The organism is Hymenobacter coalescens (genome assembly GCF_054783195.1).
This window is the reverse complement of record NZ_BAAGRA010000016.1, coordinates 250,018-276,679: the sequence shown is the minus strand read 5'-3', so window position 1 is coordinate 276,679 and position 26,662 is coordinate 250,018. Positions and strand designations below refer to the sequence as shown.

Annotated in this window: 24 protein-coding genes and 1 pseudogene; 13 read left to right on the top strand and 12 right to left on the bottom strand. The window is 64.5% G+C overall.

All coding sequences use genetic code 11. The annotated features are described in order from the left end of the window. The first annotated feature begins 81 nt into the window (after positions 1-81). Entirely contained in the window at positions 82-1,743 is a 1,662-nt protein-coding gene (gene ade / locus ACYVKQ_RS12575; protein ID WP_460675688.1) for an adenine deaminase, read from the top strand. A 103-nt stretch (positions 1,744-1,846) separates the two neighbouring features. On the opposite strand, the gene ACYVKQ_RS12570 is transcribed toward ade, so the two are convergent. From ACYVKQ_RS12570 to ACYVKQ_RS12560, 3 genes and pseudogenes are all read right to left on the bottom strand, one after another. After that, the gene (locus tag ACYVKQ_RS12570) at positions 1,847-2,263 is read right to left on the bottom strand and encodes a response regulator (protein WP_460675687.1); all 417 of its coding nucleotides are present in this window, start codon (positions 2,261-2,263) and stop codon (positions 1,847-1,849) included. A 73-nt stretch (positions 2,264-2,336) separates the two neighbouring features. Then, positions 2,337-3,314, bottom strand: a pseudogene (locus tag ACYVKQ_RS12565) (PLP-dependent cysteine synthase family protein); the annotation flags it as partial. Positions 3,315-3,636: 322 nt separating this feature from the next. Then, entirely contained in the window at positions 3,637-4,974 is a 1,338-nt protein-coding gene (locus ACYVKQ_RS12560; protein WP_460675686.1) for a T9SS type A sorting domain-containing protein, read from the bottom strand. A 409-nt stretch (positions 4,975-5,383) separates the two neighbouring features. On the opposite strand from ACYVKQ_RS12560, the gene sucD reads away from it, so the two are divergent. Continuing rightward, positions 5,384-6,277 (top strand): succinate--CoA ligase subunit alpha, encoded by an 894-nt coding sequence (gene sucD / locus ACYVKQ_RS12555; protein WP_460675685.1) that lies wholly within the window; start codon positions 5,384-5,386, stop codon positions 6,275-6,277. A gap of 75 nt (positions 6,278-6,352) precedes the next feature. On the opposite strand, the gene ACYVKQ_RS12550 is transcribed toward sucD, so the two are convergent. Beyond that, positions 6,353-7,114 (bottom strand): hypothetical protein, encoded by a 762-nt coding sequence (locus ACYVKQ_RS12550; protein ID WP_460675684.1) that lies wholly within the window; start codon positions 7,112-7,114, stop codon positions 6,353-6,355. A gap of 239 nt (positions 7,115-7,353) precedes the next feature. Further along, positions 7,354-8,088, bottom strand: a complete 735-nt coding sequence (locus tag ACYVKQ_RS12545; protein WP_460675683.1) for a hypothetical protein — start codon at positions 8,086-8,088, stop codon at positions 7,354-7,356. 111 nt (positions 8,089-8,199) lie between these two features. On the opposite strand from ACYVKQ_RS12545, the gene ACYVKQ_RS12540 reads away from it, so the two are divergent. The 8 genes from ACYVKQ_RS12540 (at position 8,200) to ACYVKQ_RS12505 (ending at position 15,869) form a co-directional block, all read left to right on the top strand. Beyond that, entirely contained in the window at positions 8,200-9,606 is a 1,407-nt protein-coding gene (locus ACYVKQ_RS12540; RefSeq protein ID WP_460675682.1) for a mercuric reductase, read from the top strand. Positions 9,607-9,843: 237 nt separating this feature from the next. Next, positions 9,844-10,392: an RNA polymerase sigma factor gene (locus ACYVKQ_RS12535; protein WP_460675681.1), complete on the top strand. Its 549-nt coding sequence runs from the start codon at positions 9,844-9,846 to the stop codon at positions 10,390-10,392. After that, a complete protein-coding gene (locus tag ACYVKQ_RS12530) occupies positions 10,389-11,168 on the top strand; it encodes a hypothetical protein (protein ID WP_460675680.1) in 780 nt (259 codons plus the stop codon). Before ACYVKQ_RS12535 ends, ACYVKQ_RS12530 begins: the two co-directional genes overlap by 4 nt. Then, entirely contained in the window at positions 11,165-12,103 is a 939-nt protein-coding gene (locus ACYVKQ_RS12525; RefSeq protein WP_460675679.1) for a hypothetical protein, read from the top strand. The genes ACYVKQ_RS12530 and ACYVKQ_RS12525 overlap by 4 nt, the downstream gene beginning before the upstream one ends. Positions 12,104-12,128: 25 nt before the next feature. Continuing rightward, positions 12,129-12,899: a hypothetical protein gene (locus tag ACYVKQ_RS12520; protein WP_460675678.1), complete on the top strand. Its 771-nt coding sequence runs from the start codon at positions 12,129-12,131 to the stop codon at positions 12,897-12,899. 83 nt (positions 12,900-12,982) lie between these two features. Then, a complete protein-coding gene (locus ACYVKQ_RS12515; protein ID WP_460675677.1) occupies positions 12,983-14,599 on the top strand; it encodes a glycerol-3-phosphate dehydrogenase/oxidase in 1,617 nt (538 codons plus the stop codon). Positions 14,600-14,805: 206 nt separating this feature from the next. Beyond that, positions 14,806-15,306, top strand: coding sequence for a hypothetical protein (locus tag ACYVKQ_RS12510; RefSeq protein ID WP_460675676.1), 501 nt, complete (start codon positions 14,806-14,808; stop codon positions 15,304-15,306). Between the two features lie 116 nt (positions 15,307-15,422). After that, positions 15,423-15,869 (top strand): hypothetical protein, encoded by a 447-nt coding sequence (locus ACYVKQ_RS12505; protein WP_460675675.1) that lies wholly within the window; start codon positions 15,423-15,425, stop codon positions 15,867-15,869. A gap of 363 nt (positions 15,870-16,232) precedes the next feature. Here the strand turns inward: ACYVKQ_RS12505 and ACYVKQ_RS12500 are convergent, their stop codons facing one another. From ACYVKQ_RS12500 to ACYVKQ_RS12475, 6 genes are all read right to left on the bottom strand, one after another. After that, on the bottom strand, positions 16,233-17,012 hold the full coding sequence (locus tag ACYVKQ_RS12500) for a hypothetical protein (RefSeq protein WP_460675674.1): 780 nt from the start codon (positions 17,010-17,012) through the stop codon (positions 16,233-16,235). A 160-nt stretch (positions 17,013-17,172) separates the two neighbouring features. Further along, positions 17,173-18,837, bottom strand: a complete 1,665-nt coding sequence (gene rny / locus ACYVKQ_RS12495) for a ribonuclease Y (protein WP_460675673.1) — start codon at positions 18,835-18,837, stop codon at positions 17,173-17,175. 119 nt (positions 18,838-18,956) lie between these two features. After that, positions 18,957-19,247, bottom strand: a complete 291-nt coding sequence (locus ACYVKQ_RS12490; protein WP_460675672.1) for a cell division protein ZapA — start codon at positions 19,245-19,247, stop codon at positions 18,957-18,959. A 41-nt stretch (positions 19,248-19,288) separates the two neighbouring features. Then, a complete protein-coding gene (locus tag ACYVKQ_RS12485; RefSeq protein WP_460675671.1) occupies positions 19,289-19,585 on the bottom strand; it encodes a hypothetical protein in 297 nt (98 codons plus the stop codon). A gap of 133 nt (positions 19,586-19,718) precedes the next feature. Further along, positions 19,719-22,157: a phenylalanine--tRNA ligase subunit beta gene (gene pheT, locus ACYVKQ_RS12480; protein WP_460675670.1), complete on the bottom strand. Its 2,439-nt coding sequence runs from the start codon at positions 22,155-22,157 to the stop codon at positions 19,719-19,721. Between the two features lie 125 nt (positions 22,158-22,282). Beyond that, complete coding sequence (locus ACYVKQ_RS12475; protein WP_460675669.1) at positions 22,283-22,906, bottom strand: DUF1684 domain-containing protein; 624 nt, start codon at positions 22,904-22,906, stop codon at positions 22,283-22,285. 472 nt (positions 22,907-23,378) lie between these two features. Between ACYVKQ_RS12475 and ACYVKQ_RS12470 the strand changes: the two genes are divergently transcribed. The 3 genes from ACYVKQ_RS12470 to ACYVKQ_RS12460 all read left to right on the top strand — a co-directional run bounded on the left by ACYVKQ_RS12470 (position 23,379) and on the right by ACYVKQ_RS12460 (position 25,856). After that, positions 23,379-24,284, top strand: a complete 906-nt coding sequence (locus tag ACYVKQ_RS12470) for an AraC family transcriptional regulator (RefSeq protein ID WP_460675668.1) — start codon at positions 23,379-23,381, stop codon at positions 24,282-24,284. 201 nt (positions 24,285-24,485) lie between these two features. Continuing rightward, entirely contained in the window at positions 24,486-24,923 is a 438-nt protein-coding gene (locus ACYVKQ_RS12465) for a DUF2141 domain-containing protein (RefSeq protein ID WP_460675667.1), read from the top strand. Positions 24,924-24,938: 15 nt separating this feature from the next. Further along, entirely contained in the window at positions 24,939-25,856 is a 918-nt protein-coding gene (locus ACYVKQ_RS12460; protein ID WP_460675666.1) for an oxidoreductase, read from the top strand. A 9-nt stretch (positions 25,857-25,865) separates the two neighbouring features. On the opposite strand, the gene radC is transcribed toward ACYVKQ_RS12460, so the two are convergent. Beyond that, on the bottom strand, positions 25,866-26,609 hold the full coding sequence (gene radC, locus ACYVKQ_RS12455) for a RadC family protein (RefSeq protein WP_460675665.1): 744 nt from the start codon (positions 26,607-26,609) through the stop codon (positions 25,866-25,868). Positions 26,610-26,662 lie beyond the last annotated feature (53 nt).

Here is a 26,662-nt window from a genome sequence, read left to right as displayed (position 1 = left end):
CAAAGATAACCTTCTTTGCCGCCCCGCTTCACGCGTCGCCCCGGTGGCGCTATACTTTTCCTCCGAACCTGCCCCTGCGTTATGCCTGCTGATTTCACCCTGCGCCTCAACGTCGTCGACATCGAAGCCCAAACCGCCCGCCCGGCTACCCTGCGCGTGGCGGCCGGGCGCATCGCGGCCATTGCGTACGAGGCCGAGGCCCCCGACCCGGCCCTCCCCTACGCGCTGCCGGGCTTCGTCGACGCCCACGTGCACGTGGAAAGCTCCCTGCTGGTGCCGGCCGAGTTTGCGCGCCTCGCGGTGGTGCACGGCACGGTGGCCACCGTCTCCGACCCCCACGAAATCGGCAACGTGCTCGGCGTGGCCGGCGTGGAATTCATGCTCGACAACGCCCGCCAGTCGCCGTTTCACTTCTGCTTCGGGGCGCCCTCGTGCGTGCCGGCCACCGTGTTCGAAACGGCCGGCGCCACCATCACCGCCGACGACATCGAGCAGCTGTTTCAACGCCCCGAAATCGGCTACCTGGCCGAAATGATGAACTGGCCCGGCGTGCTCCACGGCGACGCGGACGTGCTGCGCAAAATCGCGCTGGCCCGGCAGTACGACCTCCCCATCGACGGGCACGCGCCTGGCCTGCGCGGCGAGGACGCCCGCCGCTACGCCGCCGCCGGTATGAGCACCGACCACGAGTGCTTCACCGCCGACGAAGCCCTCGACAAGCTAGCCGTGGGCATGCACATCCTGATCCGGGAAGGCTCGGCGGCCCGCAACTTCGAGGCGCTGGTGGACCTGCTCCACGAGCACTCCGCCCACATCATGTTCTGCTCCGACGACAAGCACCCGGATTCGCTCGTGCTCGGCCACATCGACGCGCTGGTGCGCCGCGCCGTGCAGCGCGGCATCGACGTGTGGAAGGTGCTGCGCGCGGCCTGCCTGAACCCCGTGCGCCACTACCGCCTCGCCGTGGGCCAGCTGCGCCCCGCCGACGCGGCCGACTTTATCGTGGTGGACAACCTGCGGGATTTCCGCGTGCAGCAAACCTTCCTGCGCGGCGAGCTGGTGGCCGAAAACGGCCGCACGCTGCTGCCCACCGCCGCGCACCAGGCCCCCAACAACTTCCACGCCCAGCCGGTGCAGCCCCAGGACTTTGCCCTGCCCGCCACCGATGATACGGCCACGACCGCCCCGGTACACGCCATCCGCTGCTACGACGGGCAGCTCATCACCAGCGCCGACCCGGCCAGCGTGCCCGTGCAGGGCGGCCAGCTTCAGCCCGACGTAGCCCAGGATGTGCTCAAGCTCACGGTGGTGAACCGTTACGAAACTGGCGCGGCGCCTGCCGTGGCCTTTATCCGCGGCTTCGGGCTGCGGCGCGGCGCCCTGGCCAGCAGCGTCGGCCACGATTCGCACAACATCACCGCCGTGGGCTGCTCCGACGAAGCCATTGCCCGCGCCGTCAACCTCGTCATCGAGGCCCGAGGCGGGCTGGCAGCCGTGGGCGACGACGGCGAGGAGTTGCTGCTGCCGCTGCCGGTGGCCGGCCTGATGTCGGACGGCGAAGGCTACGCCGTGGCCGAGGCCTACACCGCCGTCGACAAGTTGGCCAAGCAGCTCGGCAGCCCCTTGGGCGCCCCGTTCATGACGCTGTCGTTTATGGCCCTGCTGGTAATTCCCGCGCTGAAGCTGAGCGACAAGGGCCTCTTCGACGGCGAGAAATTCGAATTCGTGCCGGTGTTACGGTAGCGCGTGGTAGCGCGGACTTCCGTCGGCGCTACCACGCGCTGACGCATCATAAAAAAAGGCCACCCGAGCAGTCGGGTGGCCTTTTGTGTGTGGTCTATCGAACTTAGTTAGCCAGCGCGAAGCGCTTGTCCAGCAGCTTCTGCATTTTTTCTTCGGTGAGCGGCTTGGCCAGGTATTCCACGCCTTCGTACTGGGCCACCCGCGATGTGTCGGCCGAATGCATGGAGGTTGTGAGCACCGTCATGACGGTTTTTTCGCGCACTTCCGGTGCCAGACGGCTGTACTGGTTCAGGAATTCGAAGCCGTCCATGCCGGGCATTTTCAGGTCGACGAAGACCAGCTCCGGCACCTGGTTGGTGGCCACGGCGGCCGGGCCCCACAGCTGGTGAAAGGCCTGCTCCGCGTTGGTGAACGACAGAATGTTTTCGGCCAAATCCAGCCGCTGCAGCAAGCGGTTGTTCAGGAAACTGGTCGTTTCGTTGTCGTCGATCAGGACGACCTGTTGTAGTTTGCGAGACATAAGGTTGACCTGGTTAAATGACTGAAACTACCGGCCACGCCTTGCAGTCGGGAATACTAAGTTACTCAAATTAATCGAGCCAGCCTTGCTCGCGCATCCACTCGTCGTTGTAGATTTTCCCAAGGTAGCGGGTGCCGTGGTCGGGCAGCACGATGACCATCGTGTCGCCTTCCTTCAGATTCTCCTTGGCGTACTCGAGCGCGCCATGCACGGCCGAGCCGCACGACCAGCCCACGAATAAGCCCTCTTCCTTGGCCAAACGGCGCGTCATGAGCGCGGCATCCTTGTCGGTGACCTTGATGAACAGGTCGATCAGGTCGAAGTCCACGTTCTTCGGCAGGATGTCTTCGCCGATGCCCTCCGTCTTGTAAGGGTAGATTTCGTTTTCGTCGAAAACACCCGTCTCCTTGTATTTTTTAAAGACGGAGCCGTAGGTATCGAGGCCGATGCTGACGATGGCCGGGTTTTGCTCCTTCAGGTATTTGGCCGTGCCGCAGATAGTGCCGCCCGTGCCCACCCCGCAGGCGTAATGGGTAATGCTGCCCTCGGTCTGCTGCCACAGCTCGGGGCCGGTGCCCTCGTAGTGCGCGGCCGTGTTGGATAGGTTGTCGTACTGGTTCGGGTAGTAGGAGTTGGGCGTTTCCTGGCTCAGGCGCTTGGCCACCGAGTAGTACGAGCGGGGGTCTTCCGGGGCCACGTCGACGGGGCACACCACCACCTGCGCGCCCACGGCCTTGAGGATGTCCTGCTTTTCCTTGCTCTGCTTGTCCGACATCACGAAGATGCACTGGTAACCCTTGGCAATGGCGGCCAGCGCGAGGCCCATGCCGGTGTTGCCCGAGGTGCCTTCGATGATGGTGCCGCCCGGCTTGAGCAGGCCGGCCTTTTCGGCGTCCTCGATCATGCGGATGGCCATGCGGTCCTTCACCGAGTTGCCGGGGTTGAAGTACTCGACTTTGGCCAGAATGGTGCCGGGAATGCCTTTGGCGACGCTGTTCAGCTTGACCAGCGGCGTGTTGCCGACGGCTTCAATGATGTTATTGAGGTACATGCGTGGGAGGTTGGGAAAGCGCAAAGGTAGAGTTTTGGCAAAGTTGCCGACGCATCTACTTGTGCCTGTCTTGGAACCGAAGCAACTATTAGTGCTGGAACATGCCAACAACATCCCGCGCATGATGGTGCCCGCTGGCAGGAATGAGTGTGAGTCTACCGGACTTGGCACTCCTTGAGGGCGGGGCCAAAGTCAGCCTCACCAGTTAAAGTTATTCGAAACCACGAGCCAGCCAACAAGGCCGCTTACCGTAACATACAAAAGCGCCCCATCCAAGTAGGAAGGAGCGCTTTTGGTGCGCATCTAGAACTTGCGTGCGCAACTATTGCCGCACAAAACGTTTTACTACTGTCCCTTCGCTGGTGTTCAAGCGTAAGCTGTACACTCCGCTGGGCACAGAGGAAAGGTCCAAGGTTTCGTGCAGGGCGCCTCGCTTTGGCTGCAGTTCAAAAGTGCGCACCACCTGCCCAACGTTGCTGATGAGTTCGACATTTATGGGCGCAGAAGAATGCAGCCCCGCTAGGCTAAAGGTCGCGTATTCAGCAGCTGGGTTGGGGTACAGCGAAGCCGAGGCCGCCAGCTCTTGGTTGCGGGCGGCGGTAACAATTGTTTGGAAGTCGCTGTGGTTAGTGCGTTCAACGTTGACAAACGAAGGCATCGTTTGATTGCGTATCTGCGTTACCTCCCGCAGGATGCGGTCATTCGCACCGTAAGAAATAAGGGTACGTCGCTCTTCGTCCAACTCCCAAGCGGCACCATCCCAATTCTCTTCGAGCAAGCCGACTTGGTTGCCAGTGCCGTCAAACGTGATGGTTTCCCGATCAGTATTAGTCCACGTGTTGTTCTCCTTTTTCTGACTTACTGTGACGATGCTAGCGGGGCTATGCGTGAGGGCGTGACGAAAATCAACCCAGCGGGACTCTGCCGTGTTCCACAGCTGCTCATCGTAGGATGCAAGCTGCCTCTGTGACCAATTAGCCCATACAATATTGAACGTGCGCTCTTTCTCTACATAGGTACCATTTTCCCAATTTTGCTCGCTTACCGCCGTGTACTGACCATTGGAAATGGTATAGACAGTCCGATCCGATTTGGAAAAGCTAGGTGCTAGCGCCACTCTGGCTTCCCGCTCAACCTGTTGAATTAAACTTCCGTTGCGCGAGATGACATAGCGAAAAGCCATTGAGTTTACCCAGGTACCGCTGATCCAATTCTCAATTGCATAACCGGTAATATCGCCAAAACTATCGTATGTAATGATGTAGCGGCTTAGGTCAGTCCAAGCACCATTGCTCCAGCCAGAAGACAAATACTGGGTCGGGCGGCCCTGTCCATCGTAAGAATAGGTTACCCGGAGCGAAAGAACGTTGGTGCTCGAATCAGAAATAATCTGCTGGCTGGGCAACCCCTGTCCATTGTAAGTGGTAACCGTCTTCACGGCCGATGATCTGTCCCAGGCACCGTTTCCCCATTCGTATTGAACAGTTGTGCCGGGCTTGTAAATGGTAGCGCTGGTGCGTGCAGCCGAGTGGCCACTGACCTTCGAAATTTCATATTGAGGCGGAGCAGGGGCATAAGGCGCACGGGAAGCTTGGGCCTGGACGCCTGCGGTTGTTGCGACGAACAAAACGGCCGCTAGTACATGTCGGGAAATGCTCATAAGAAGGGAGAAAGGTTGAAGGACTGCGTAGCCCCCAGCAAATGCGACATCAATACTGCCTCGTAATGCCTGCCGCGGGATGCAGCAAAATTCTACGCTGCACGCTCAACGCACAATCACACAAGCATGTGGTGACCAGCCCGCATGTCGTCAGGGTTCCTTTTTGTTTTCGTTTGCGCATGCGGCACGTACGCTATGAGTTTGCCGAGAAAGCGAAAGGTCCATGCAGCGTCTTCCTCGGCGCCTTCACCTTTCAGGTTGAAAGGCTCACTCTATTGTTGTCTGCGATTATCACCGCAGCTTGTAGAGGCCGGCGCAGCCTTGCCTCGCCGCCCGAAAAGGCTACCTTTGCCGCCGGCTCGCCGTAGGCGGGCTTTTCCCACCGAAATATCTTCACTCACCTTCCCACATGAGCGTACTGGTCAATAAGGACTCGAAAGTGATTGTGCAGGGTTTTACGGGCTCCGAAGGCTCGTTTCACGCCCAGCAGATGATTGACTACGGCACCAACGTTGTTGGCGGCGTAACGCCCGGCAAGGGCGGCCAGCAGCACTTGGGCCGGCCCGTGTTCAACACCGTGGCCGACGCCGTGCGCGAAACCGGCGCCGATACCTCCATCATTTTCGTTCCCCCGGCTTTTGCCGCCGACGCCATCATGGAGGCCGCTGATGCCGGCATCAAGGTTATCGTGACCATCACCGAAGGCATTCCGACCAAGGACATGATTGCGGTGAAGGAGTACCTGAAGGGCCGCGAAGGCCTGCGCATGATCGGCCCGAACTGCCCCGGCGTGATGACCGCCGGCGAGTGCAAAGTGGGCATCATGCCCGGCTTTATCTTCTCCAAGGGCAAAATCGGCATCGTGTCGAAGTCGGGCACGCTGACCTACGAAGCCGTAGACCAGCTGACGAAGGCTGGCCTGGGCCAGACCACGGCCATCGGCATCGGCGGTGACCCCATCATCGGCACCACCACCAAAGAAGCGGTGGAGTTGCTCATGAACGACCCCGAAACCGAGGGCATCGTGATGATCGGCGAAATCGGCGGCGGCATGGAAGCCGAAGCCGCCCGCTGGATCAAGGAAACCGGCAACAAGAAACCCGTGGTAGGCTTCATCGCCGGCCAGACGGCGCCTCCCGGCCGCCGCATGGGCCACGCCGGTGCCATCGTCGGCGGCGCCGACGACACGGCCGCCGCTAAAATGGCCATCATGCGCGAGTGCGGCATCCACGTGGTGGATTCGCCGGCCGAAATCGGCGACACCATGCTGCGCGTGCTGAAAGGCGACAAAGTAGAGGCGTAAGCACTACCTGCCTGACATCAAAAGCCCCGGTCTGTAGCAGATCGGGGCTTTTTCATTTGGTCCCCGGCTGCGCCGTTACCGGGGCCGATACGTAATTCCTAGCCCTAGCAGGACCGCCGCCCCACGGTTGAACCCGACCAATTCCTGCTCGGTGGGTGCCGTTTCCTGAGCTACGGCCGAACGCCGCCGGCTGAGGGAAAGCGCCGCGCTTACTTCAGCGTCCCAGCGTTCGGGGGCTTGTGGCGGCCCCAGCCGCACCCGCACGAAGCCACCGGGCTCGTGTCGCTCTTGCTGGCTAGCCGGTAAGCGGTAAGCGGCCTGCTGGTTCGGATCGGTAGCCGTCAGCGAAGTAAACCGCACCTGGGCGTAGCGGTAGCCCATCCCGGCGGCTGCACGCGTTGCCTGGTACACGACGCCCAATTGTGCGTAAGGCTTGCGGTAGCGCGCGAAGTACTCATACTGGTACCCGCCATAGAATATTCCCAATCGTTCGACGGTGCGGGCTCCTTTCGCCCAGGCGTCCCCCGCACTGGCCTGCACCGTCCAGCCGGGCCGTAAGCTCCAGTAAGTGCCCAGCCCCAACCCGATTTGGCGGTTGCGGTGCAGACGAGCCCCGGCAATCGGGTACTGCGGACGCCAATCCCCGCTAGCCAGGAGCAGCACATGGTTGACGGGGGAATAAGCCGCGTTGCCTTCGAGGCGGCCCGTAAACTGAGCACTAGCCCGCAATTCGGTTTGCCCGGCCCCGTTGATAACCGGCAATGCCGGCTGCACGGGGGCGTACACCGTGCAGCCAGTTAGGGCCGCGGCAGTAAGGCAGTAGCGGATATGAGGCATCGGTTAGGTGGGGTGACTACCGCTAAAAGGACTTCATTTTGCCACATTCAGTTAACCCAATTGGTGCTGGTATCTGACTTTTCCAATTTTTCTAAAGCCGCGGCCGCCCATGCTCGAAGCACACCATCAACCCTGGTTGCGGGCTGTCGGCAGAGCAGCCCCTGACTTTGCAGGTAAGGCTTTTGCGCTCTGGGCCAAGCCTATCAGACCTGCCAGTACCACAAGTCGGCTTCCGCGGCCTACTCCCCGCGCCCGTCGCCGCCCACGTTGATGATGATGCCCAGGCTGAAGACGGAGTTGCCGGCTGTCAGGTACTTGCGGTTTTTCAGGCCGAAGTTCCACCCGCTCATGCTCTGAAACTTCAGCGGCCCGATGAGGCCGATGCGGGTGTAGGTCACGGGCTCGAAAAAGATGTTGTCCTCGCCGGGTACGCGCACGCCGTTGACCGTCAGCTCGGGGGTGTTCAGGTAGCTCAGGCGCATGGCGGCGCCGTAACGAAATTCCCAGGTGCGGCCCAGGAACGCGAAGGCGTCGCGGTCCTTCTTGGTGTAGTTCACCTGCGCGAAGTACTTCTCCATGCTGGCCGACACGGTCTTGGTGACTTCCCCCGAGCGAGTCCGCTCGGTGCGCTTGCCATTGCCGTAACCGGCCCCGGCGTACACTTCCAGGATGCGGCTTTCGTCGGCCCCGAAGCGGGTGTGGTAGCCGATGCCCAGCTCGCCGAAGTCCTGATCAAAGATGTTGCGCTTGCCGTTGGTGTGCAGAAAGGAGGCCGTACCGATCAGCCCGACGTGCTCCCCCACCGCGTAAGCGCCCTGGGCCGACACGTTGGCCTTCCAGTTGGTGTGCAGGCCACCGCTGAATTCGCCCTTCTGGGTGAGCATAGGCGCGGCGGCGGGCGGCGGAAAGTAAATGGAGGCGCAGCTGCTGAGCAGCGGCAAAATGCCCAGGGGCAACAGGGGTCGGAGGGCCATGACAACAGCGGTTGGGATGGGTAAGCAACGCCCAAAGCGGCGTTTCGTTGTATGGAGGGCCGGGGGCCGCACACGCCCCGCCGGGGCACCCCGGCTCAACCACACCCCAATATGACTGATTCGAAGCGTTTTGACGCTATCATCATCGGCTCGGGCCAGGCCGGCAATCCGCTGGCGTACGCCCTGGCCGACGCCGGTCGCCGCGTGGCCCTCGTCGAGCAGCACTACCTCGGCGGCTCCTGCATCAACTACGGCTGCTCGCCCACCAAAACCCTGCTCACGGCCGCCCACCGCGCCCACGCCATCCGCACGGCCGGGGAACTGGGCCTGCAGGTGCCCGCGCCGGTGGTGGACATGCCCGCCGTGCTGGCCCGCAAGGACGCGCTGGTGCAGCGCCACCGCGAAGCTATCCGCCAGAACCTCACCCAAGAGCACCCCGGCATTACGGTGCTGCACGGCCACGCGGCCTTCACCGGGCCGCGCACCCTGCTGTTCACGCCCAAGCAGCGCATTGCGGCGGAGCGCCTCACGGCCCCGCTTATCTTCTTGAACACTGGCACGAGCCCCGCCTGGCCCGATATCGAGGGCATTCGGGACGTGGGCGCACTGACCAACGAAACGCTGCTGGATTTGCCGGAGCTGCCCGAGCACCTGATCATTCTGGGCGGCAGCTACCTCGGGCTGGAGTTTGGGCAGATGTACCGGCGCTTCGGCAGCCGCGTGACCATCGTGGAGGCCGAGGCCCACGTGATGAGCCGCGAAGACCCGGATGTGCAACAGGCGCTGCAGCAGGTCCTCGCCGACGAAGGCATCGAGTTTGTACTAGGGGCCCGCGCCCGGCGCGTGTCGCGCGGGGCCGACGAGCAGCTCACGCTCACGGTGGATACCCGCCGGGGCGAGCGGCGGCTGCGCGGCTCGCACTTGCTGGTGGCCACCGGCCGCCGCCCCAATACCGACTCACTCAACCTCGCCGCCGCCGGTATCGAAACGGACGAGCGCGGCTATATCCGGGCCGATGAGCAGCTGCGCACCGGCGTGCGCGGCGTGTACGCGCTCGGCGACGTGAAGGGCGGCCCGCAGTTCACCCACATCAGCTACGACGACTACCGCATCGTGCGCGACCAGCTGCTGCACGGCCGGCGGCGCACCACCGCGCAGCGGCCCACGCCCTACGTGGTGTTTACCGAGCCGCAGCTTGGGCGCGTGGGCCTTTCCGAGCGCGAGGCCCAGGCGGGCGGCGTGCCCTACCGCGTGGGGCAGCTGCCGGTGTACCACATCGGGCGGGCCCGCGAAACCAATGCGCCCGCCGGCTTCATCAAGGTGCTGGTGGGCGCCGACGACCGCCTGCTGGGCGCGGCCGTGCTGAGTGAGCAGGGTGGCGAGCTGATGGCCATGCTGCAGATTGCCATGGCCGGCCGGCTGAAATACCCGCAGCTGCGGGACATGGTGCTGGCCCACCCCACCTGGGCCGAGGCCCTGAACAACTTGTGGAGCCGCCTGAAGCCGCCCAAAGGCTAGGCGCGGCCCGGTACCGGATGCTGGCTGTAAGCGAAATTTGTCGCGGAGTGCGGATAAGCGCTCCACCTCGCTGCGGGTAACAAGCCTGGACTGGACACCTTGCCCCGGACGCCGCAAAGCCCGGGCTACTGCGGGCTAACGGCCCACGCCCAACCGGCCCCCGGTGGCGCATTATTTTTTCCAAATCCCAGCCAACCTTTGCGGACGGCGGCGGCACTTTCCGCCAAAGCTACTCCCGTGATACCGTTGCCTGCCTCCGACGCGCCCTCCGAAGAACAACTGCTGCTGGCCGGCTGCCGGGCGCAGGACCGCGCCTCCCAGTATCGCCTGTACCAGCGCTACAAGTCGTCGATGTTCTCCTCGGCCCTGCGGATTCTGGGCGACCGGGAGCTGGCGCAGGACGCGCTGCAGGAAGCCTTCGTGGATGTATTCCGGCAGCTGGAAAGCTTCCGGCAGGAGTCCACGCTCGGGGCCTGGATTCGCACCATTGTGGTGCGCAGCGCCCTGCGGGTGCTGCGCCGCGAGCAGCGTATGGAGGTGTATGATCAGGACCGGCACCCCGAGCCCCTGGTGGCCTGGCACGACAACCTTACCGGCGAGGCCCTCGAAAAAGCCATCGGCGAGCTGCCCGCCGGCTACCGCGCCGTCTTCTGCCTGATCGAGGTGGAGGGCTACATGCACCGTGAAGTAGCCGAGATGCTCGGCATTTCGGAGGGCACCAGCAAATCGCAGCTGTTCCACGCCAAGCGGCTGCTCCAAGTCAAACTGCACCACCTATACGCATGAGCCACTTCCCCGAACTGCCCGCAGAACCCGGGCAGCACAACCTGCGGCGGGCTCTGCACGAGCTGCCTCCCCACGAACCAGACGAGTCCCTCTGGACTCGCATCAGCGCCCAGCTGGCCACCGAAACCGCCGTGGCCCAGGCCCTGCCCCAGCTGCCTCCCCACGAACCCGACGACGACCTGTGGGCCGTCATCGTGGGGCGGCTGGATGCCGAGCCGCTCACCCCGCTGGCCGTAGCGGAGGCCTCGCCGCTGATGCGAGCCGCCGCCGAAGCGCCCACCGAGCCGGCCCGGACGCTGGCGCCTCCGGCCGCCGTGTACCGGCTCTGGCCCGCCCGCACCTGGCAGCTGGCCGCCGCCGCAGCCGCGGCGGTGCTGGTGGTAACGTTGGTGTGGTGGCAGCGCCCCGCCCGCCCCGCCCCGACCGTAGCCGCCGTGCCGACCGCCCAGGAAACGGTGAGCTACAGCGAGGAAGTACTGCCCGCCCCGGCCGCCGCAGCCCAGCCCGGCTTCACGGCCAGTGGCGCCTTCGACCCGCTCCAAACCCAGGGCGTGGCCTTTATCGACGCGCACTGCACCTCGCTGCCGACGGTGTGCCAGTCGGCCGAGTTTCAGGAGCTGCGCACGCAGCTTTCGGAGCTGGAAGCCGAGGAGCTGCGCCTGCAGCAGGACGCCCGCCGCTTCGGCAAAACCCCGGAGCTGGAGCAGCACCAGGTGCGCGTCACCACGATGAAAGCTACCGTCACGCGCGAGCTGATTCAGCTGCTTATCTCATGAACCAGGCGTGGAAGTGGATGTCCGGCGCCCGGCTTTGTGCCGGGCTGCTGGGGCTGCTGCTGACGCTCGGCGGCGGTCCGGCCCGGGCGCAGGTGAAGGTGCAGGTGGTCACGCGCACCGTGGAGCAGACGCTGCCCTGCCCCATCAGCTCGCTGGTGCGCATCCGGGCCGAAAAGGCCACGCTGCGGGTGCAGGCCTGGGACAAGCCCACCGTGCACGTGGTGCTGCGCCTGGTGGCCCGCCACCCCGAGCGCGAAGTGGCTGAAAAAGACCTGCCCGTGGCCCGCTACCAGATGGCCAAAACCGGCACGCTCATCGAGCTGGTCAACTACTTTTCGGTGCCGGCCGGCGCGCCGGCTATCCGCAGCGACCTGCGCGCCGAATTCACGGTGATGATGCCCGCCGACACCCCGCTGGAGGTGGTCAACGCCTACGGGCACACCACGCTGACGGGGCTGGCCGGGCGGCAGAAGCTGGAGCAGGACTTCGGGCAGGTGACGCTGCAGGATTTGCGCGGCAGCCTGCAGGCCACCGTGCGCTTCGCCGACATCAACGGGACCAATACCAACATGGCCCTGAGTTGCGACGCCGACAAATCGGCGGTGCGGCTGCTGGCGGCCGGCGGCAACTACGCCATACGCAACCGCTACGGCAGCGTGACCATCGAGCCCACCGCCGAGCTGCGCAGCATGGACGTGGCCGCCGAGCGCGCCGAGGTGAAGGTCACGGTACCCCAGACGGGGCTGTTCAACTACGTGCTGAGCACCAACCGCGGTACGCTCACGGTGCCCGCTGCCCTGAGCAGCGGCGTGCGCAAAACCGGCGGCCTGCAGACGCTGCGCGTGAACAACCCCGGCCGCCTGCCGCTGATTCGGGTGGTCACGTCGTACGCGCCCCTGACCTTGCAAACGCCTCCTCTGCTTATCCAACGCTAGTTTCCGCCTGCCAGCTTTCCGCGCTATGATTACACGCTTTACCCTCGTGCTTCGGACGGTCGCCGGGCGCCGCGCAGCCCGGCTAAGCCTGCTGGGCTGCCTGCTGAGCACCGCCGCCGCCGCCCAAACTCCCACGGCGCCGGCGCCCGCCGACACGGCGCGCCTCAGCTACGGCGAGGAAACCATGCCCGAGCCGCTGGGCCCGCCCGTGAACGGCCAGCCGCAGGGCGCCTACAGCAAGCTCGCGCGCCTGCAGATCGAGGAACAGGAGTTGTTTAAGCTCGGGCTGAACAACTTCAGCCTCGGCGGCTACGAGTCGCGCTACGGCGTGCACCTGGCCTACGAGCGGAAGGTGGCCACGGCGTGGTCGGTGCTGGGCGAAATCAGCCCGGATGTGTTCCGCTACCGGCTCGGCCCCACCGACGAGGAAACGCATACCAAGCTGGCCGCGCGCCTGCAGGTGGCTGGCCGCTATTACTACAACCTCAACCAGCGCATCCGCAAGGGCAAAAGCGCGAGCAACTTCTCGGCAAATTACCTCTCGCTCGGCGTCGGGGCGGGCCTGGGGCGCTATTCCACCCTGTCGCCCTACTTCACCTACGGGGAGGCGGGCAAGGCCGTGCGGGCGGTGGCCGCGCTGCATTATGGCCTGCAGCGCCGCCTGGGCCGTTACGGCTTCGTCGATTTCAACGTGGGCATTCCCTTCCTGCTCACTCCCGACGAAACCACCCAGGACAACACCATCAGCCTGCGCATCGACATGAACCTGCGCATCGGGCTGGCACTGGGGCGTTAGCGGTTGGAACCCAGGGCAGTCATCCAATCGCGCCGGAACGCGTTTGAGCAGAAGTTAGCCCTGCCCACTCACCTGCTTTTTACGTGCCCAAGCCCGACACCAGCCCCTTATTTCGCCGCGAAACCCAGCTCCAGCAACTCGCCGCCCGACGCGATTGGGACCTGATTGTCATTGGCGGGGGCGCCACCGGGCTCGGCGTGGCCGTGGATGCCCTGAGCCGGGGCTACCGCACGCTGCTGCTGGAGCGGACGGACTTCGCCAAGGGCACTTCCAGCCGCAGCACCAAACTCGTGCATGGCGGGGTGCGCTACTTGGCCCAGGGCGACGTGGCCCTGGTGCGGGAGGCCCTGTACGAGCGTGGCCTACTGCTCCAAAATGCGCCGCACCTCGTGCACGACCAGTGCTTCATCATCCCCAGCTATGCGTGGTGGAGCACGCCCTTTTATACCATCGGGCTGAAGCTGTACGACCTGCTGGCCGGGCGCCTGAGCCTCGGCCCCTCGGTGCCGCTGGACCGGGCCGACACGCTGCGCCGGCTCGGCAACCTGCGCCCGGCGGGCCTGCGCGGCGGCGTACTGTACCACGACGGGCAGTTCGACGACGCGCGGCTGGCCGTCAACCTCGCGCAGACCGCCATCGAGCAGGGCGGCACCGTGCTCAATCACTGCGGCGTGCAGGCGCTGCTGAAGGATGCGCAGGGCCGCATCAGCGGCGTGACGGCCCTGGATGCGGAAACCGGCCGCCGATACGACGTGCGCGGCCGGGCCGTGGTCAACGCCACCGGCGTGTTCGTCGACGACATCCTGCAGCTGGACCAGCCCGGTGCCCCCCAACTGGTGCGGCCCAGCCAGGGCGTGCACCTAGTGCTGGACCGCTCGTTTCTGCCCGGCGACGATGCGCTGATGATTCCCCGAACCGAGGACGGCCGGGTGCTGTTTGCGGTGCCCTGGCACGGGCGCGTGGTGCTGGGCACCACCGACACGCCTTTGCACGAAACCCGAGCGGAGCCCCAAGCCCTCGACGCCGAAATCGAGTTTATCCTGCGCACGGCGGGCCGTTACCTGGCCCGTGCGCCGCAGCGCCGCGACGTGCGCAGCATGTTCGCCGGGCTACGCCCCCTCGCAGCTCCGCGGGAGGGCTCGGAACAGACCAAGGAAATTTCGCGCAGCCACAAAATCCTCGTGTCGCCCGCCGGGCTTATCACCGTCATGGGCGGTAAGTGGACCACCTACCGCCGCATGGGCCAGGATGCAGTCGACCGGGCCGCGGCCGTGGCGGGCCTGCCGCAGCGCCCCAGCCAAACGGCCCGGCTGCCCATCCACGGCGCGCAGCCCACGCCTGACCGCCGCAGCCACTTCGCCGGGTACGGCAGCGACCAGCCGGCCCTGCTGCGGCTGGTGGCGGAGCAGCCCGAGCTGGCCCAGCCCCTGGTGCCCGGGCTGGAATTCAGCCACGCGGAGGTGGTGTGGGCGGTCCGCCACGAAATGGCCCGCACGGTGGAAGACGTGCTGGCCCGCCGCGTGCGCCTGCTATTTCTGGACGCGGCGGCGGCCATCCGCAGCGCGCCGGTAGTCGCGGCACTGCTCGCGGCCGAGCTGGGCCGCGACGCGGCCTGGCAACGGCAGCAGGTGGCGGCTTTTACGGAGCTGGCGCGGCATTATCAGCTGGTCGACCCGGCTGCGGCGCGGCCCGTCGGCTAAGCGCGGCGCGGCTCCGCAACGGCTGGTAGCAGGCGGGATGAAATTCCGCGTGCCTGCTACCCAGATTGGGCAGGATCTTCTTCCGTTTCCGCCGGCCTTTCTACCGGCGGTGGAGGGCTCCGCCTACCCAGCGGAGGGGGCCCGGCAGTGCCCCAAATGGCTTGCCCGCGTGCGCCCCGGTACCGGCTTTTGTGCACCTTAGCGTTATGCGTGGTCAACTGCTTCTGGTTTGGCTCGGCCTGGCCGGCCCCGCCTGCGGGCAAGGCCTCCCCCCGACGGAGGCTCCGCGCCGCCACGCCCTATACCTGGAGCTGGGCGGCAAAAGCCCATTTTACTCCCTGAACTACGAGCGCACCCTCTGGCAGCGGCCCCGCGCGGCGTACAGTTTGAGCCTGGGCCTCGGCGTCACCGGCGACGAGCTGACGGTACCGCTGGGCGTGGCCGTGCTGACGGGTAGCGGTACCCACCACGCCGAGTTCAGCCTGGGCCTGACGCCCGGCATCCGGCACTACGCCGCCGCCAATACCGACAAAGTCGGCTACCTCGTGCCCGGCATCGGCTACCGCTACCAACTGCCCGCCGGTGGGCTTTTCTGGGGCATAGGCTTCACGCCCGTGGTGTTCATCGATCCGCCCTCCTCCGACCCGTGGGCTTTTTCCTCGCGGCTGTACCCCTCGGGGCGGGTGTCGCTGGGTTGGCGCTGGTAGCTTGGTGCGGGCTCGTGCACGATGCGGAGGCCGGATGCTGCTTTGCCTTCCGCCCGCTTGTGAAATAGCCGCTCCTGGCGCATCTATCTGCTTGTTGTGCCAGCCTATCCTGCTCCATGCGCTACTTCTTTTTACTCCTGTTACTGGCTGCCTCCCACGCGGCCACGTCCCAAACGCTCAGCCTGGAATCGGCCACCCGCAAAGCCTGGCAGCCGGGTCATTCTGTACAGCTTACTGATTACCAGGCGATGCCGTCGGAACAGCTGCGTCGGCTCCGGCAAAAGGCGGGCTTGCAGGCCGATACCCGGGTTAGCTTAAGCTCGGTGCTCGACGTGCCCAGCAGGCGGCGCGACCGGGGACCAAAGTTGGAAAAGGCGTACTTCGCCGCGCTTTGGCTGAAAGATCAATCCGCCACCCTCACCCAGGATACGGCGGAGCTGGCGCAGCAACGCATCTATTTCGACCTGGCCGAATTGGCGGCCCGGCAGGCCCGACGCACGCTGCAGCAGCTGCAGGATAGCACCAACGCCTACGGCACGGTCTACATCTATTACGGGAGGTAGCCAACCGGGCCTGCGCCTGGTACCACCAGCAAAGCGACGCCTACAGCCGGGCCCGGTACATCGACCACGCGCCCGACGCCTACCTTACCTGGCGCCGGCAGGTACGCGCGGCGCTGGCAGCATCGGCCGCTTACGCCACCCCGGTGCAGGATGCTCAGCGCCTGTTGGGCGGGCAGCCCGTGGAGCCCGGCTACGAAAAATCAGCCACCGTGCTGGGCGTGTTGGGCTGTAAATAGCCACGAAAACCGGCCCAGCTTGCCCCGGCAGCTGTCGGAGCGGGCCGGAGTAGCTCTGCCAAGCGGCTGAATGACTGCAAAAACACCCGGTTAACCACCTGCCTACCAGAGCGGTATGCCTTCGTTATCAGGGTTCATTCGATGGAGGGTTTTTCGTCTTCCACAACAGATGCGGACGCACAATGACGCTAAGGGTCGTGTACAGGGTACTAAGCTTGGCTTGGTACAAGGGCCGATCCGTTATATCGTCGGTTCGGCGCGGACGCGGACCGTGCGCCATGGATAAGCCCAAGGAGAGCTGCCCCTGCAGAGCACCCATTTCCGTATGCCGCTGATCGGCCCCTACCCGTACGAATACCAGCGGCTCGCTGCGCACCAGAGTGCGGATATGGGTTGAAGCGCCTGCATTGGTAAAAGCCGAATAGCGCACCTGATTCAGGCGGTACATCGTGCCCAGCGACACGTACGGCGAAGCGTACCAGTGCAGGTAGGCTTCGCCGTAATGCCGCCGAAACCGCGCCCGGTAATCTTCCACGGCCACGCTGTTTGGGTACTTTAACCGGCTCTGCCCACCGCCCGAACCGAAAACTCCACCGGCTAGCCAACGGTGCTTCAAGGACCAATAAGTTCCCAGGCCACCCTCCATCTGCCCCGTGGCAAACTGCACCATTGGCCCGCCCGGCGGCAACGGCGTCCCACCACCGGCAGCGCGTATCATCAGGTGCTTCAGCGGCGAATACGCAACGGCACCTTCGACGTGTGTACTCAGCCGCATGCCTTGGCTCACTTCCAACTGCCCCTGCGCGCAAATGTCCGGAGCGGGCGGCTGCAACGGCGTGTAGATGGTACAGCTGCCTAAGATGACGACACTGAGGACTAGCGCAAGGCGCAGTAACCGTAGGAGCATAGCAGCCGGGCAGATAGGTCAGGTAAAGAGCAGAGGCCGTAACTCGAAACGCGGTTGCATCTTCTGCCCCCTTCCCGGCTGCCGACAGGCCCAGAAAGCGAAAAGCAGTGACCCGACCGATGGTCGAACCACTGCTTTTCGTAGCGGATTGCCGCCGCGCTTACTTGGCGTAGGCTACGGCGCGCATTTCGCGAATCACCGTCACCTTGATCTGGCCGGGGTACTGCATTTCCTTCTCGATTTTCTGCGAAATCTCGCTGGACAGTTCCTGGGCCCGTTCGTCGGTCACGTTGTCAGCATCCACGATGACGCGCAGCTCGCGGCCGGCCTGGATGGCGTAGCACTGGTTCACGCCCTTGAAGGCGTTGGCCGTTTCCTCCAGCTGCTTGAGGCGCTTGATGTAGCTTTCCATCATCTCGCGGCGGGCACCGGGGCGCGAGCCGCTGATGGCGTCGCAGGCCTGGATGATGGGCGAAATCAGGGCAGTCATTTCCATCTCGTCGTGGTGGGCGCCGATGGCGTTGACCACGTCCGGGTGCTCCTTGTACTTCTTGGCCAGCTCCATGCCCAGGATGGCGTGGGGCAGTTCGGGCTCCTCGGCACTCACCTTGCCGATGTCGTGCAGCAGGCCGGCGCGCTTGGCGTGCTTCACATTCAGGCCCAACTCGGCGGCCATGGTGGCACAGAGGTTGGCCACTTCGCGCGAGTGCTGCAGCAGGTTCTGCCCGTACGACGAGCGGAAACGCATGCGGCCCACCATCTTAATCAGCTCGGGGTGCAGGCCGTGAATGCCGAGGTCGACAATGGTCCGCTCACCGATTTCGACGATTTCCTCTTCGATGTTCTTGCGGGTCTTGGCCACGATTTCCTCGATGCGGGCCGGGTGAATGCGGCCGTCCTTCACCAGCAGGTGCAGGGAGAGGCGGGCAATTTCACGGCGCACCGGGTCGAAGCCCGAAATGATGATGGCCTCGGGCGTGTCGTCGACGATGATTTCGACGCCGGTAGCGGCTTCCAGGGCACGGATGTTGCGCCCCTCGCGGCCGATAATTTTGCCCTTCACGTCGTCCGATTCGATGTTGAACACCGACACGCAGTTCTCGATGGCGTGCTCGGCGGCGGTGCGCTGAATGGTTTCCAGCACCACCTTCTTGGCGTCCTTGGTGGCCGTGAGGCGGGCCTGGGCCACCGTGTCCTTGATGAACGACGAGGCCTGAATCTGGGCTTCGTTCTTCAGCGACTCCACCAGCTGCTCGCGGGCTTCGGCGGCGGTCAGGCCGGCAATGGTCTCGAGCTGCTGCTGCAGCTGGTGGCGCAGGGCATCGGCGTCTTCCTGGTCCTGGCGCAGCTGCTCCAGCGCCTGCTCGTGGGCGGCGCGGCGCTTTTCTTCCTGGGCTTCGAACTTCTCCTGCTGGCGCTGGGCGTCATTGGACACCTTCTCGCGCAGCGTGTCGAGTTCCTTCTCTTTGCGCTGCACCTGCTCCAGCTGGCGCTGGGTGGCCTGGGTGAGCTGCTTGACGCTGGCTTCCTGCTGCACCACTACTTCACGGCGCTGGCTCAGGTCCTGGTCGGCCTCCTGGCGGAGGCGACGGATTTCCTGCTCAGACTCGTTACGAACCTGGCGGGCTTTGTCTTTGGCCTGCTGAATCCGCTCTTCGCGGAGGCGGTTGGCCTTGGCCTCGGCCTCCTGCAAGAGTTCGGCGGCGCGGCCTTGGGCTTGCGCTTCGAGGTCCTGCCGGGCTTTACCGGCCATCTGCCGGCCGATGAAGAACCCTACGACGAGGGCTACAACGGCGGCCAGCACGATGTATATTATTTCGGGCATGGTATGGAGAGGTTGGGGAGAGTGAAACAACCCCATAGCCAGCGTCGAATGGGCTGCCGCAACGGCAGTTATAGTGGGCCGGGCCGGCTGCCCTGGGTCCCAAGCGTTACCTAAATGGGTTAGGCGAGTACCACCGACGAGAGCAGCTGGTCGAGCCTGGCGAGGCGTTCGGTCAGCGCGGCGTCGGTACCGTCCTTTTCCTTCACGGCCTTCATGCGGTCGGCCAGTGTGGTCAGCGCAATCATGGCCAGCAGGTCCTGCTTGTCCTGAATGCCGTATTGCTCCCGAAACTCCTTGAGCCGCTCGTTGAGCAGCCGGCCCGCCAGGCGGAGGCGCTCCTCTTCCTGCGGCGACACCCGCAGGGGGTAGTCGCGGTCGGCAATGCGGATTTTAATGGATAGTTCGGTCACAGTCGTGCGGGGCTTGTCGGGTGGGTCGGTGGTGGTTTAGGCTACTCCCTCAAATAGGCAAGGCACTTATCTAGTTCGCGGATGTATTCGTTGAGACGTTGTTTCAGCTCGGTTGCGGTAGCCGGTTCGGCGGCTATGGTGTTAGCAAGTTTAACAATATTTTCCTGGTTCTGGTGCTCCCGCAGCTGCCGCTCCCGGTCACGCACATCCGCCTGTAACTGCTGGATGGTGGTGTGGGCATCGGCCAGCTCCTCGCGCACCTGCTGATAGGCAGCCACTAAGGTGGTTACCTGCCGTTCCAATCGGTCGAGCTGCGCCAGCTGCTGGGATGAGGCCATAATCAGGGAAATTGTGGGGCAAAGTAACGAAATGCGCGGCGCGGAAGCACAAACCCCGCCGAGCTTCGCGGCGCCGGCGGGGTTTGGTGTTACCAGGGGTGGCGAGCCGCCGCACGCGGCCCGTGAGCCGCTGCTATTTGCGGATGACGGCGCCGGCCTGCTGCTCGAACTGGGTCATGAGCTTCTGCATCACCTGATCAATGGCCTGGTCGGTGAGGGTGCGTTCGGGGTCCTGCAGCAGAAAGCTCAGGGAGTACGACTTTTTGCCGGCCCCGAGGTTTTCGCCCTGGTACACGTCGAACACGTTCACCTCGCGCAGGAGCTTGCGCTCGGCCTTCCCGGCAATCTGGCGGAGCTGGTCGAAGGTAACGGCCTGATCCACCACCAGCGACAGGTCGCGGCGCACTTCCGGGAACTTGGCCGGCTCCTGCACCGTGAGGGCGCCGCGGTACTTGCGCAGCAGCCACTGCCAGTCCAGCTCGGCGTACCACACCGGCTGCGTCACGTCCATCTGCTTGAGCACCTTCGGCGACACGCTGCCGAGCTGCACCACCGGCTGGTTGTTGAGCAGCAGCGTCAGGCCGCCGTTCAGGTAGGGATGCTGCACCGGCTGCTGGCCGCTGGGCTGGGCGAAGCCGAGGCTGCGCAGCACCTGCAGTACGGCGCCGGCCAGGTGGTGGTAGGCCGTTTTCTGATCGGGCTGCTGCCAGCTTTCGGCCTGCACGTTGCCGGTCAGGTAGATGGCCAGCGTGGGGCGCTCCTTGTAGGTGCCGTCGTCCTGGCGGTGGTAGCTGCGCCCGAACTCGTAGAGCTTCAGGTCGCGCTGCCGGCGGTTGACGTTGTGGCGGATGATTTCCAGGCCGGTGTGCAGCAGCGAGGGGCGCATCACGTCCAGGTCGGCCGAGTTGTAGTTGAGCACGCGCACCAGGCCCTGGTCGGGCTGCTCCGCGGTTTCGAAGTAGCGCGAGTTGGTAAGCGAGTTGGTCACGATTTCCGAGTAGCCCTGCCCGCTCAGCAGCTGCGACACGTCGCGACGCAGCAGCTCAGGGTCGGGCTGGGGAAAGCGGGCCAGGAAGTCGGCGGCGTTGTGCTGGCGCAGCGGCACATGGTCGAAGCCGTAGATGCGCAGGATTTCCTCCACCACGTCGGCCTCGCGGGTCACGTCCACGCGGTAAGGCGGCACCGACACCATCCACTCCGGCCCGCCTTCCACCTCGTTTTCCTCGGTGATGAGGATGTCGAGGTCCGTCAGGATCTGGCGGATGCGGTCCGGCGCGATGTAGTGGCCAATGAGCTTTTCCACCCGCGGCAGCAGCAGGCGCACCGCCGTGTGCTCGATGTGCTTCGGGTAGACGTCGACCACCGGGGCGGCCACGCGGGCGCCGGCCACTTCCTGCAGCAGCAGGGCGGCGCGCTTCAGGGCCAGCGGCACCATGTGCGGGTCGGTGCCGCGCTCGAAGCGAAACGAGGCGTCGGTTTTGAGCTGGTGGTTCTGGGCCGTTTTGCGGGCCACGGCGGGCTCGAAGTAGGCGCTTTCGAGGAACACGCGTGTGCTGCCCTCGCTCACGCCCGAGGTTTTGCCGCCGAACACGCCGGCCAGGGCCAGGGCCGTGCCGGTAGCGTCGGCAATGACGAGGTCTTCGGCCTTAAGCGTGCGCGCGGTGCCGTCGAGCGTAGTCAGCTGCTCCCCGGCCGCGGCGCGGCGCACCCGGATGCCCTGCCCGCCGATCTGGTCGGCGTCGAAGGCGTGCAGGGGCTGGCCCAGCTCGTGCAGCACGTAGTTGGTCACGTCCACCACGTTGTTGATGGGCGCCAGGCCGATGCTGCGCAGGCGGCGCTGCAGCCACTCCGGCGAGGGACCCACCTGCACGCCTTCCAGCAGCAGGCCGGCGTAGCGCGGGCAACCCTCCGTGTCTTCAATCTCGACCGTGATGTTACCGGCCGGCATTTCGGTAGGCGCGTGAAACTGGCTCACGTCGGGTAGCTGCACGGGCTGGCGCAGCAGGGCGCGCAGGTCGCGGGCCACGCCGAAGTGCGAGGCCGCGTCGGCGCGGTTGGGCGTCAGGCCGATTTCGATGACGTGGTCCGAGCTCAGGCCGAAGTACTCGGCGGCCGGCGTGCCATTGGGCAGGTCGGTATCGAGCACCATAATGCCGGCGTGCGACTGGCCCAGGCCGATTTCATCCTCGGCGCAGATCATGCCCTCGGAGGCGGCCCCGCGGATTTTCGACTTCTTGATCTTGAACGGCTCCCCGCTCGTCGGGTGCAGCACCGCCCCGTCGAGGGCCACCACCACGCGCTGGCCGGCGGCCACGTTGGGCGCGCCGCACACGATGCTGCGCGGCGTGCCGTCGCCCACGTCCACGGTGGTCAGGCTGAGCTTGTCGGCGTCGGGGTGCTTTTCGCGGGTGAGCACCGTGCCCAGCACCACGCCCTGCAGGCCGCCGGGGATGCTTTCCAGCTCCTCCAGCCCTTCTACTTCCAACCCGGAGCTGGTGAGCAGGGCCGAAATTTCAGCGGGTGTTTTATCGGTGGGGAAGAGCGTGCGGAGCCAGTCGAGGGAAATCTTCATAATGGTCGGTTATCAGCGGCCGGTGAGCGGGGTGGCGCGGACGGCGGCGAAAGGCAAAGGTAATACGGTTGGTCGCCGTCTAAACAGAGCAGCGCAGACTTCCATCCGCGGCCGCCTACGCTGGGCTAGTCCTTGTAGGTCTTCTCCCCCACCGGCACCTCAATGGCAAGCCAGTTTTCCTTGGGCGGCATGGGGCAGGAGAAATTGGTGCCGTAGGCGCAGTACGGGTTGTAGGTGCGGTTGAAGTCGAGCACCACCTGCTGGTCGTTTTCGCCGGGCGTTTCCACGTCGAGGTAGCGGCCGCCGCCGTAGGAGCCGCGACCGTTCGTCTTGTCGGTGAAGGGCACGAACAGCGTCTTGTCGGTTTTGCTCACGCGCTGCAGCAGGGTCAGCGTCTGCTCGTGGCCCTGCCAGGTAAAGCGGGCCCGGCCGAAGCGCGTGTATTTGTCGGCCCCGCCCTCGGTGAGCGGTAGGCTGATGGTGTCGCCGGCGGGCAGGCGCTCCAGGTGGGCCGTGAGGCGCCAGGCCGCGTTGGCCGGGTAATAGCGCAGGCTGTCGAAGTTCTCGTGCAGCTCCTCGGGCAGCGGCGACTCGCGGTGGCTGCGGAACTGCTCGTTTTTCTGCTTCCGCTCCTGCTTGAGCTTGTACAGGTACTGGTCGTCGCTGAGCACGAGGTCGAGGGCAACGTAGCCAAGCACGAAAGCCAGGCCGAGGCCGAGCAGGATTTTGGGGGCGGAAAGGGAAGCCATGCCGCAAAGGTAGGGCGGCGCCCATCTTAATGGATGGCTGCCCCGGGCTCAACGAACAGTTCACGGGCCAGGGGTTTGGGGCCGGCCCAGCCATATCTACTCCGGCGTGCTCCTTCAACCCGGAGCCGCGTGGGCGTGAGGAAGCCACCGGCGCGGCCCATGCTATCGGCCCAACATGCGCGGCGGATCCATCGCGTCGGGCTCATGGCGCATCCGGCCTTGCGGAGCCCCGCACGACCATTCTGCCGTTCGCAACGCCCGCCTTTTGAGCGCCGGCACCTGCTGGGTTGCGGCCGATGCACAGCGACGCCACGACGAAAAGCACCCGCCGCTCCGGCTGCCCCGACGCACGTACGAGGGCAATCAGCTGTTCCGCCCCGGTTGAACTTCGGCTGGGGTTGCTGGTTTGCACAAGACCTGAAAGGCAAACCAGCCGCGGGCCTTACGCCCGGCCAGCCCCTATTCCGAAAGCATGAACTACAAGAACGATGCCCCGGTGAGCTTCGAAGGCTTCGTGGATCGGTACATGCGCGGCCGGGCGGAGCCCTTTGCCGAGCAGGCGGGCGGCATCCGGGTATTTCCCTTGTCCATGGCGCCCGCGTTTATCCAGCCGCCGACGCCCCTCTTTCGGGCTGAATACAACTTTTTGCTCCTTTTTGTGGCCGGCGGCGGCCAGCAACAGGTAGACAACGAGGTTGTTGACCTGCAGGCCAACGATGTGCTGTTTATCCGCGAGGGTCACCTGAATGCCATTAAGTCCATCGCCCCCGATACGGAGGGCTATTACATATACATAGCCAGCAGCCTGCTAACCCACATTTTCACGGACAGCAAGCTGCTGCACCGGCTTACTTTTTACCCGAAACACGCCGTTTCACAGCAGGAAATGACCTGGCTGGGCCACTGCTGCGAGCTGCTGGCCGGGCACCAAGCGTCCGGTAGCCACGCCGACGCCATCCGCTGCACGTTGCTCAGGGCTATTGTGCTGAAGCTGGCCGATGCAGCGCCGGCTACGTTGGCCAGGCCCGACCGGCCTTCGGAAATCCACACCCGCTTTCAGGAGCTGTTGTACGACAATTTCCTTGAGAAGCGGGATGTGCGGTTTTACGCCGATGCGCTGGCCGTGTCGGAAAATTACCTGCACCGGTGCGTGACCAGCATCAGCCGCAAGCCGCCAAAGCAGCACATCAACGAAATGGTGATTAACCACAGCAAGGTGCTTTTGCAGGATTCGACCAAAGACATTGCCCAGGTCGCCGTTGAACTCAATTTTTCTGACCCATCCTACTTTGGCCGCCTGTTCAAACAACTAACCCGCCTCACACCCACCGAGTACCGCCACGCCCTGACCGCCAATGACGCCGTTGCGCTCAGCTAACAGGCGGTAGCGCGGAGCTTAGGAGCCCAGCGTCGGGGACTTGGCACCCGCACGCTGGGGGCCGTCCCCGTTACGCAAGGTTTGTCCGAGTACGTGCACGGTTTCTGATAACGACAAAGCCGTGGCGCCCTTCAGCTTTGCGGTGGCCATAGCAAGCCTGCTGCAGCCACCGCTTCCGGACTTTACCACCGCAACCCCGCCATGCTACGCTACCACGCCCTGCCGCTTCTGCTCCTGCTGCTGCCCTTGCGCTTGTCCGCTTCAAAGCCGGTGGGGCTGCCGGCCCTGTTGCAGGTGCACATCCTGAACGCACAAAAAAACAACGGCAAGGTGGTCGTGGAAATCTACAAGTCAGCGGCCGATTGGCTGCAGGCGCCCTACCGGCGAGCGGTGTTGACCGCCACCGACAACTCGGTACAAACGACGTTTGAGGTGCCGCCCGGGAAGTACGCCATTGCCATTTACCAGGACGCGAACGGCAACGGTAAACTAGACCAGAACTTTTTGGGTATTCTTAAAGAGCCCATCGGCTTCGGCAACAACTACAAACCTTTTGGCAAGCCGGATTTTGAGGCCGCCGCCGTTGCGTTCGGCCCCACCGCGAAGTCCGAAGTCATCAAGCTTTTCAGCGTGCTGTAGCCTTCCCCCACACCCATGAAGCAACCCTGGAGCGTAGAACAGGTGCCCGTCCAGCACGGCAGAACGGCCGTGGTGACCGGGGCCAACAGTGGCATAGGCTACGAAACGGCCCTGGCCTTGGCCCGCAAAGGCGCGCGGGTAATCCTGGCCTGCCGGACCCTGAAGAAAGCCGAAGCAGCCCAGGCTGCCATCACCGGGGCGTGTCCGTCGGCCCTGGTGGAGGCCATGCCGCTTGACGTGAGCAGCCTGCGGTCCGTCCAGGCGTTTGCCGAACACTACCGCAGCCGATACGACCGCCTGGATCTGCTCATCAACAACGCCGGCATCATGATGCCGCCCTTCGCCTTGAGCGAAGACGGCTTCGAGAACCAATTGGCCACGAACTACCTGGGCCACTTCGCCCTTACCGGCTGGCTGCTGCCATTGCTCACCGGCACGCCCGGCTCCCGGGTGGTTACGCTGAGCAGCCTGTCCTTCAAATGGGCCGAAATTGATTTCGATGACTTGCACCACGCCCGCAAAGGCTACAGCCGGCGCAAGGCCTACGGCCAGAGCAAGCGCGCCTGCCTGGTGTTTGCCTTCGAGTTGCAGCGCCGCCTAGCCGCAGCGGGGCACCCTACCCTATTCGTGGCCGCCCACCCGGGGTTGGCCAAAACCAACCTGGACCAGTACTTCCCGGCTCTGATTCGGCCGCTGGGCAGCCTTTTCCTACAACCCGCCTGGCAAGGCGCGCTGCCTACTCTTTACGCCGCGCTGGCAACAGGCCTGGCTGGCGGGGAATTCATCGGCCCGGATGGGTTTCGGCAGATGCGCGGCTATCCGACCGAAGTCGGGTCGGATGCGTCTTCCCAGGACCCCCAGATTGGGCGCCGCTTGTGGGAGGCCAGCGAGGAGCTGACGCAGGTTCGCTACCTCAACGAGGGCCGCCGGTAGACGGACCGCCTACATAATTCCCTCGTCGGCGAAGCTGTAGTAGCCGCGGTCGGTATAGATGAGGTGGTCGAGCACGGGCAGGTCCAGAAACTGGCCGCCTTCCTTGAGCTTCTTGGTGAGCAGGATGTCGGCGGCGGAGGGCTGGCGGTTGCCGCTGGGGTGGTTGTGCACCAGGATGATGCTGCTGGCCAGCTTTTCCAGCGCCTGCTTGAAAATCATCTTCGGATCGGCCACGGTGCCGGCTACGCCCCCGCTGCTGATTTTCTCCTGGCGCATCACCACGTTGGCCCGGTTGAGCAGTATCACCCAGAACTCCTCGTGCGGCAAGTCCTGCAGCTGGGGCCGGACCAGGTTGTAGATGTCGGTGGAGCAGGTGATGGTGACGCGCTCGGCGGCGGCGGTTTCCTTGCGGCGGCGGCCCAGCTCCAGGGCTGCCACGATGGTAATGGCCTTGGCCTCGCCGATGCCTTTGTGGCGCATCAGCTCCTTGACCGAGAGCTTGGCCAGTTCGTTCAGGTCGTTGCCGGTGCTGGCCAGGATGAGCTTGGCCACGTCGACGGCCGACAGCTTCTGGGTGCCCGAGCCGAGCAAAATGGCCATCAGCTCGGCGTCGGAAAGGGCGGCGCGGCCCTTCAGCAGCAGCTTTTCGCGGGGGCGGTCTTCCTCGGCCCAGCTTTTGATGCTGAAGCTTTGCGGGGCCTGGTAGGCGCCGCGCGGCGGCTGGTCTTCCGCCAAGATGTCAAACGAATTCATAAGGCACCGGAATTGTTAGGGGGGCTAAGTAAAGTAAAAATCTGCCTCATTCG

Coding starts and splice junctions, on each gene's coding strand:
- radC (WP_460675665.1), bottom strand. CDS start 26,609: ATGAATTCGTTTGACATCTTGGCGGAAGACCAGCCGCCGCGCGGCGCC.
- rny (WP_460675673.1), bottom strand. CDS start 18,837: ATGCCCGAAATAATATACATCGTGCTGGCCGCCGTTGTAGCCCTCGTC.
- ACYVKQ_RS12470 (WP_460675668.1), top strand. CDS start 23,379: ATGAACTACAAGAACGATGCCCCGGTGAGCTTCGAAGGCTTCGTGGAT.
- ACYVKQ_RS12530 (WP_460675680.1), top strand. CDS start 10,389: ATGAGCCACTTCCCCGAACTGCCCGCAGAACCCGGGCAGCACAACCTG.
- ACYVKQ_RS12460 (WP_460675666.1), top strand. CDS start 24,939: ATGAAGCAACCCTGGAGCGTAGAACAGGTGCCCGTCCAGCACGGCAGA.
- ACYVKQ_RS12545 (WP_460675683.1), bottom strand. CDS start 8,088: ATGGCCCTCCGACCCCTGTTGCCCCTGGGCATTTTGCCGCTGCTCAGC.
- ACYVKQ_RS12570 (WP_460675687.1), bottom strand. CDS start 2,263: ATGTCTCGCAAACTACAACAGGTCGTCCTGATCGACGACAACGAAACG.
- ACYVKQ_RS12510 (WP_460675676.1), top strand. CDS start 14,806: ATGCGTGGTCAACTGCTTCTGGTTTGGCTCGGCCTGGCCGGCCCCGCC.
- ACYVKQ_RS12525 (WP_460675679.1), top strand. CDS start 11,165: ATGAACCAGGCGTGGAAGTGGATGTCCGGCGCCCGGCTTTGTGCCGGG.
- ACYVKQ_RS12550 (WP_460675684.1), bottom strand. CDS start 7,114: ATGCCTCATATCCGCTACTGCCTTACTGCCGCGGCCCTAACTGGCTGC.
- sucD (WP_460675685.1), top strand. CDS start 5,384: ATGAGCGTACTGGTCAATAAGGACTCGAAAGTGATTGTGCAGGGTTTT.
- ACYVKQ_RS12465 (WP_460675667.1), top strand. CDS start 24,486: ATGCTACGCTACCACGCCCTGCCGCTTCTGCTCCTGCTGCTGCCCTTG.
- pheT (WP_460675670.1), bottom strand. CDS start 22,157: ATGAAGATTTCCCTCGACTGGCTCCGCACGCTCTTCCCCACCGATAAA.
- ACYVKQ_RS12520 (WP_460675678.1), top strand. CDS start 12,129: ATGATTACACGCTTTACCCTCGTGCTTCGGACGGTCGCCGGGCGCCGC.
- ACYVKQ_RS12500 (WP_460675674.1), bottom strand. CDS start 17,012: ATGCTCCTACGGTTACTGCGCCTTGCGCTAGTCCTCAGTGTCGTCATC.
- ACYVKQ_RS12560 (WP_460675686.1), bottom strand. CDS start 4,974: ATGAGCATTTCCCGACATGTACTAGCGGCCGTTTTGTTCGTCGCAACA.
- ACYVKQ_RS12475 (WP_460675669.1), bottom strand. CDS start 22,906: ATGGCTTCCCTTTCCGCCCCCAAAATCCTGCTCGGCCTCGGCCTGGCT.
- ACYVKQ_RS12485 (WP_460675671.1), bottom strand. CDS start 19,585: ATGGCCTCATCCCAGCAGCTGGCGCAGCTCGACCGATTGGAACGGCAG.
- ACYVKQ_RS12505 (WP_460675675.1), top strand. CDS start 15,423: ATGCGCTACTTCTTTTTACTCCTGTTACTGGCTGCCTCCCACGCGGCC.
- ACYVKQ_RS12540 (WP_460675682.1), top strand. CDS start 8,200: ATGACTGATTCGAAGCGTTTTGACGCTATCATCATCGGCTCGGGCCAG.
- ade (WP_460675688.1), top strand. CDS start 82: ATGCCTGCTGATTTCACCCTGCGCCTCAACGTCGTCGACATCGAAGCC.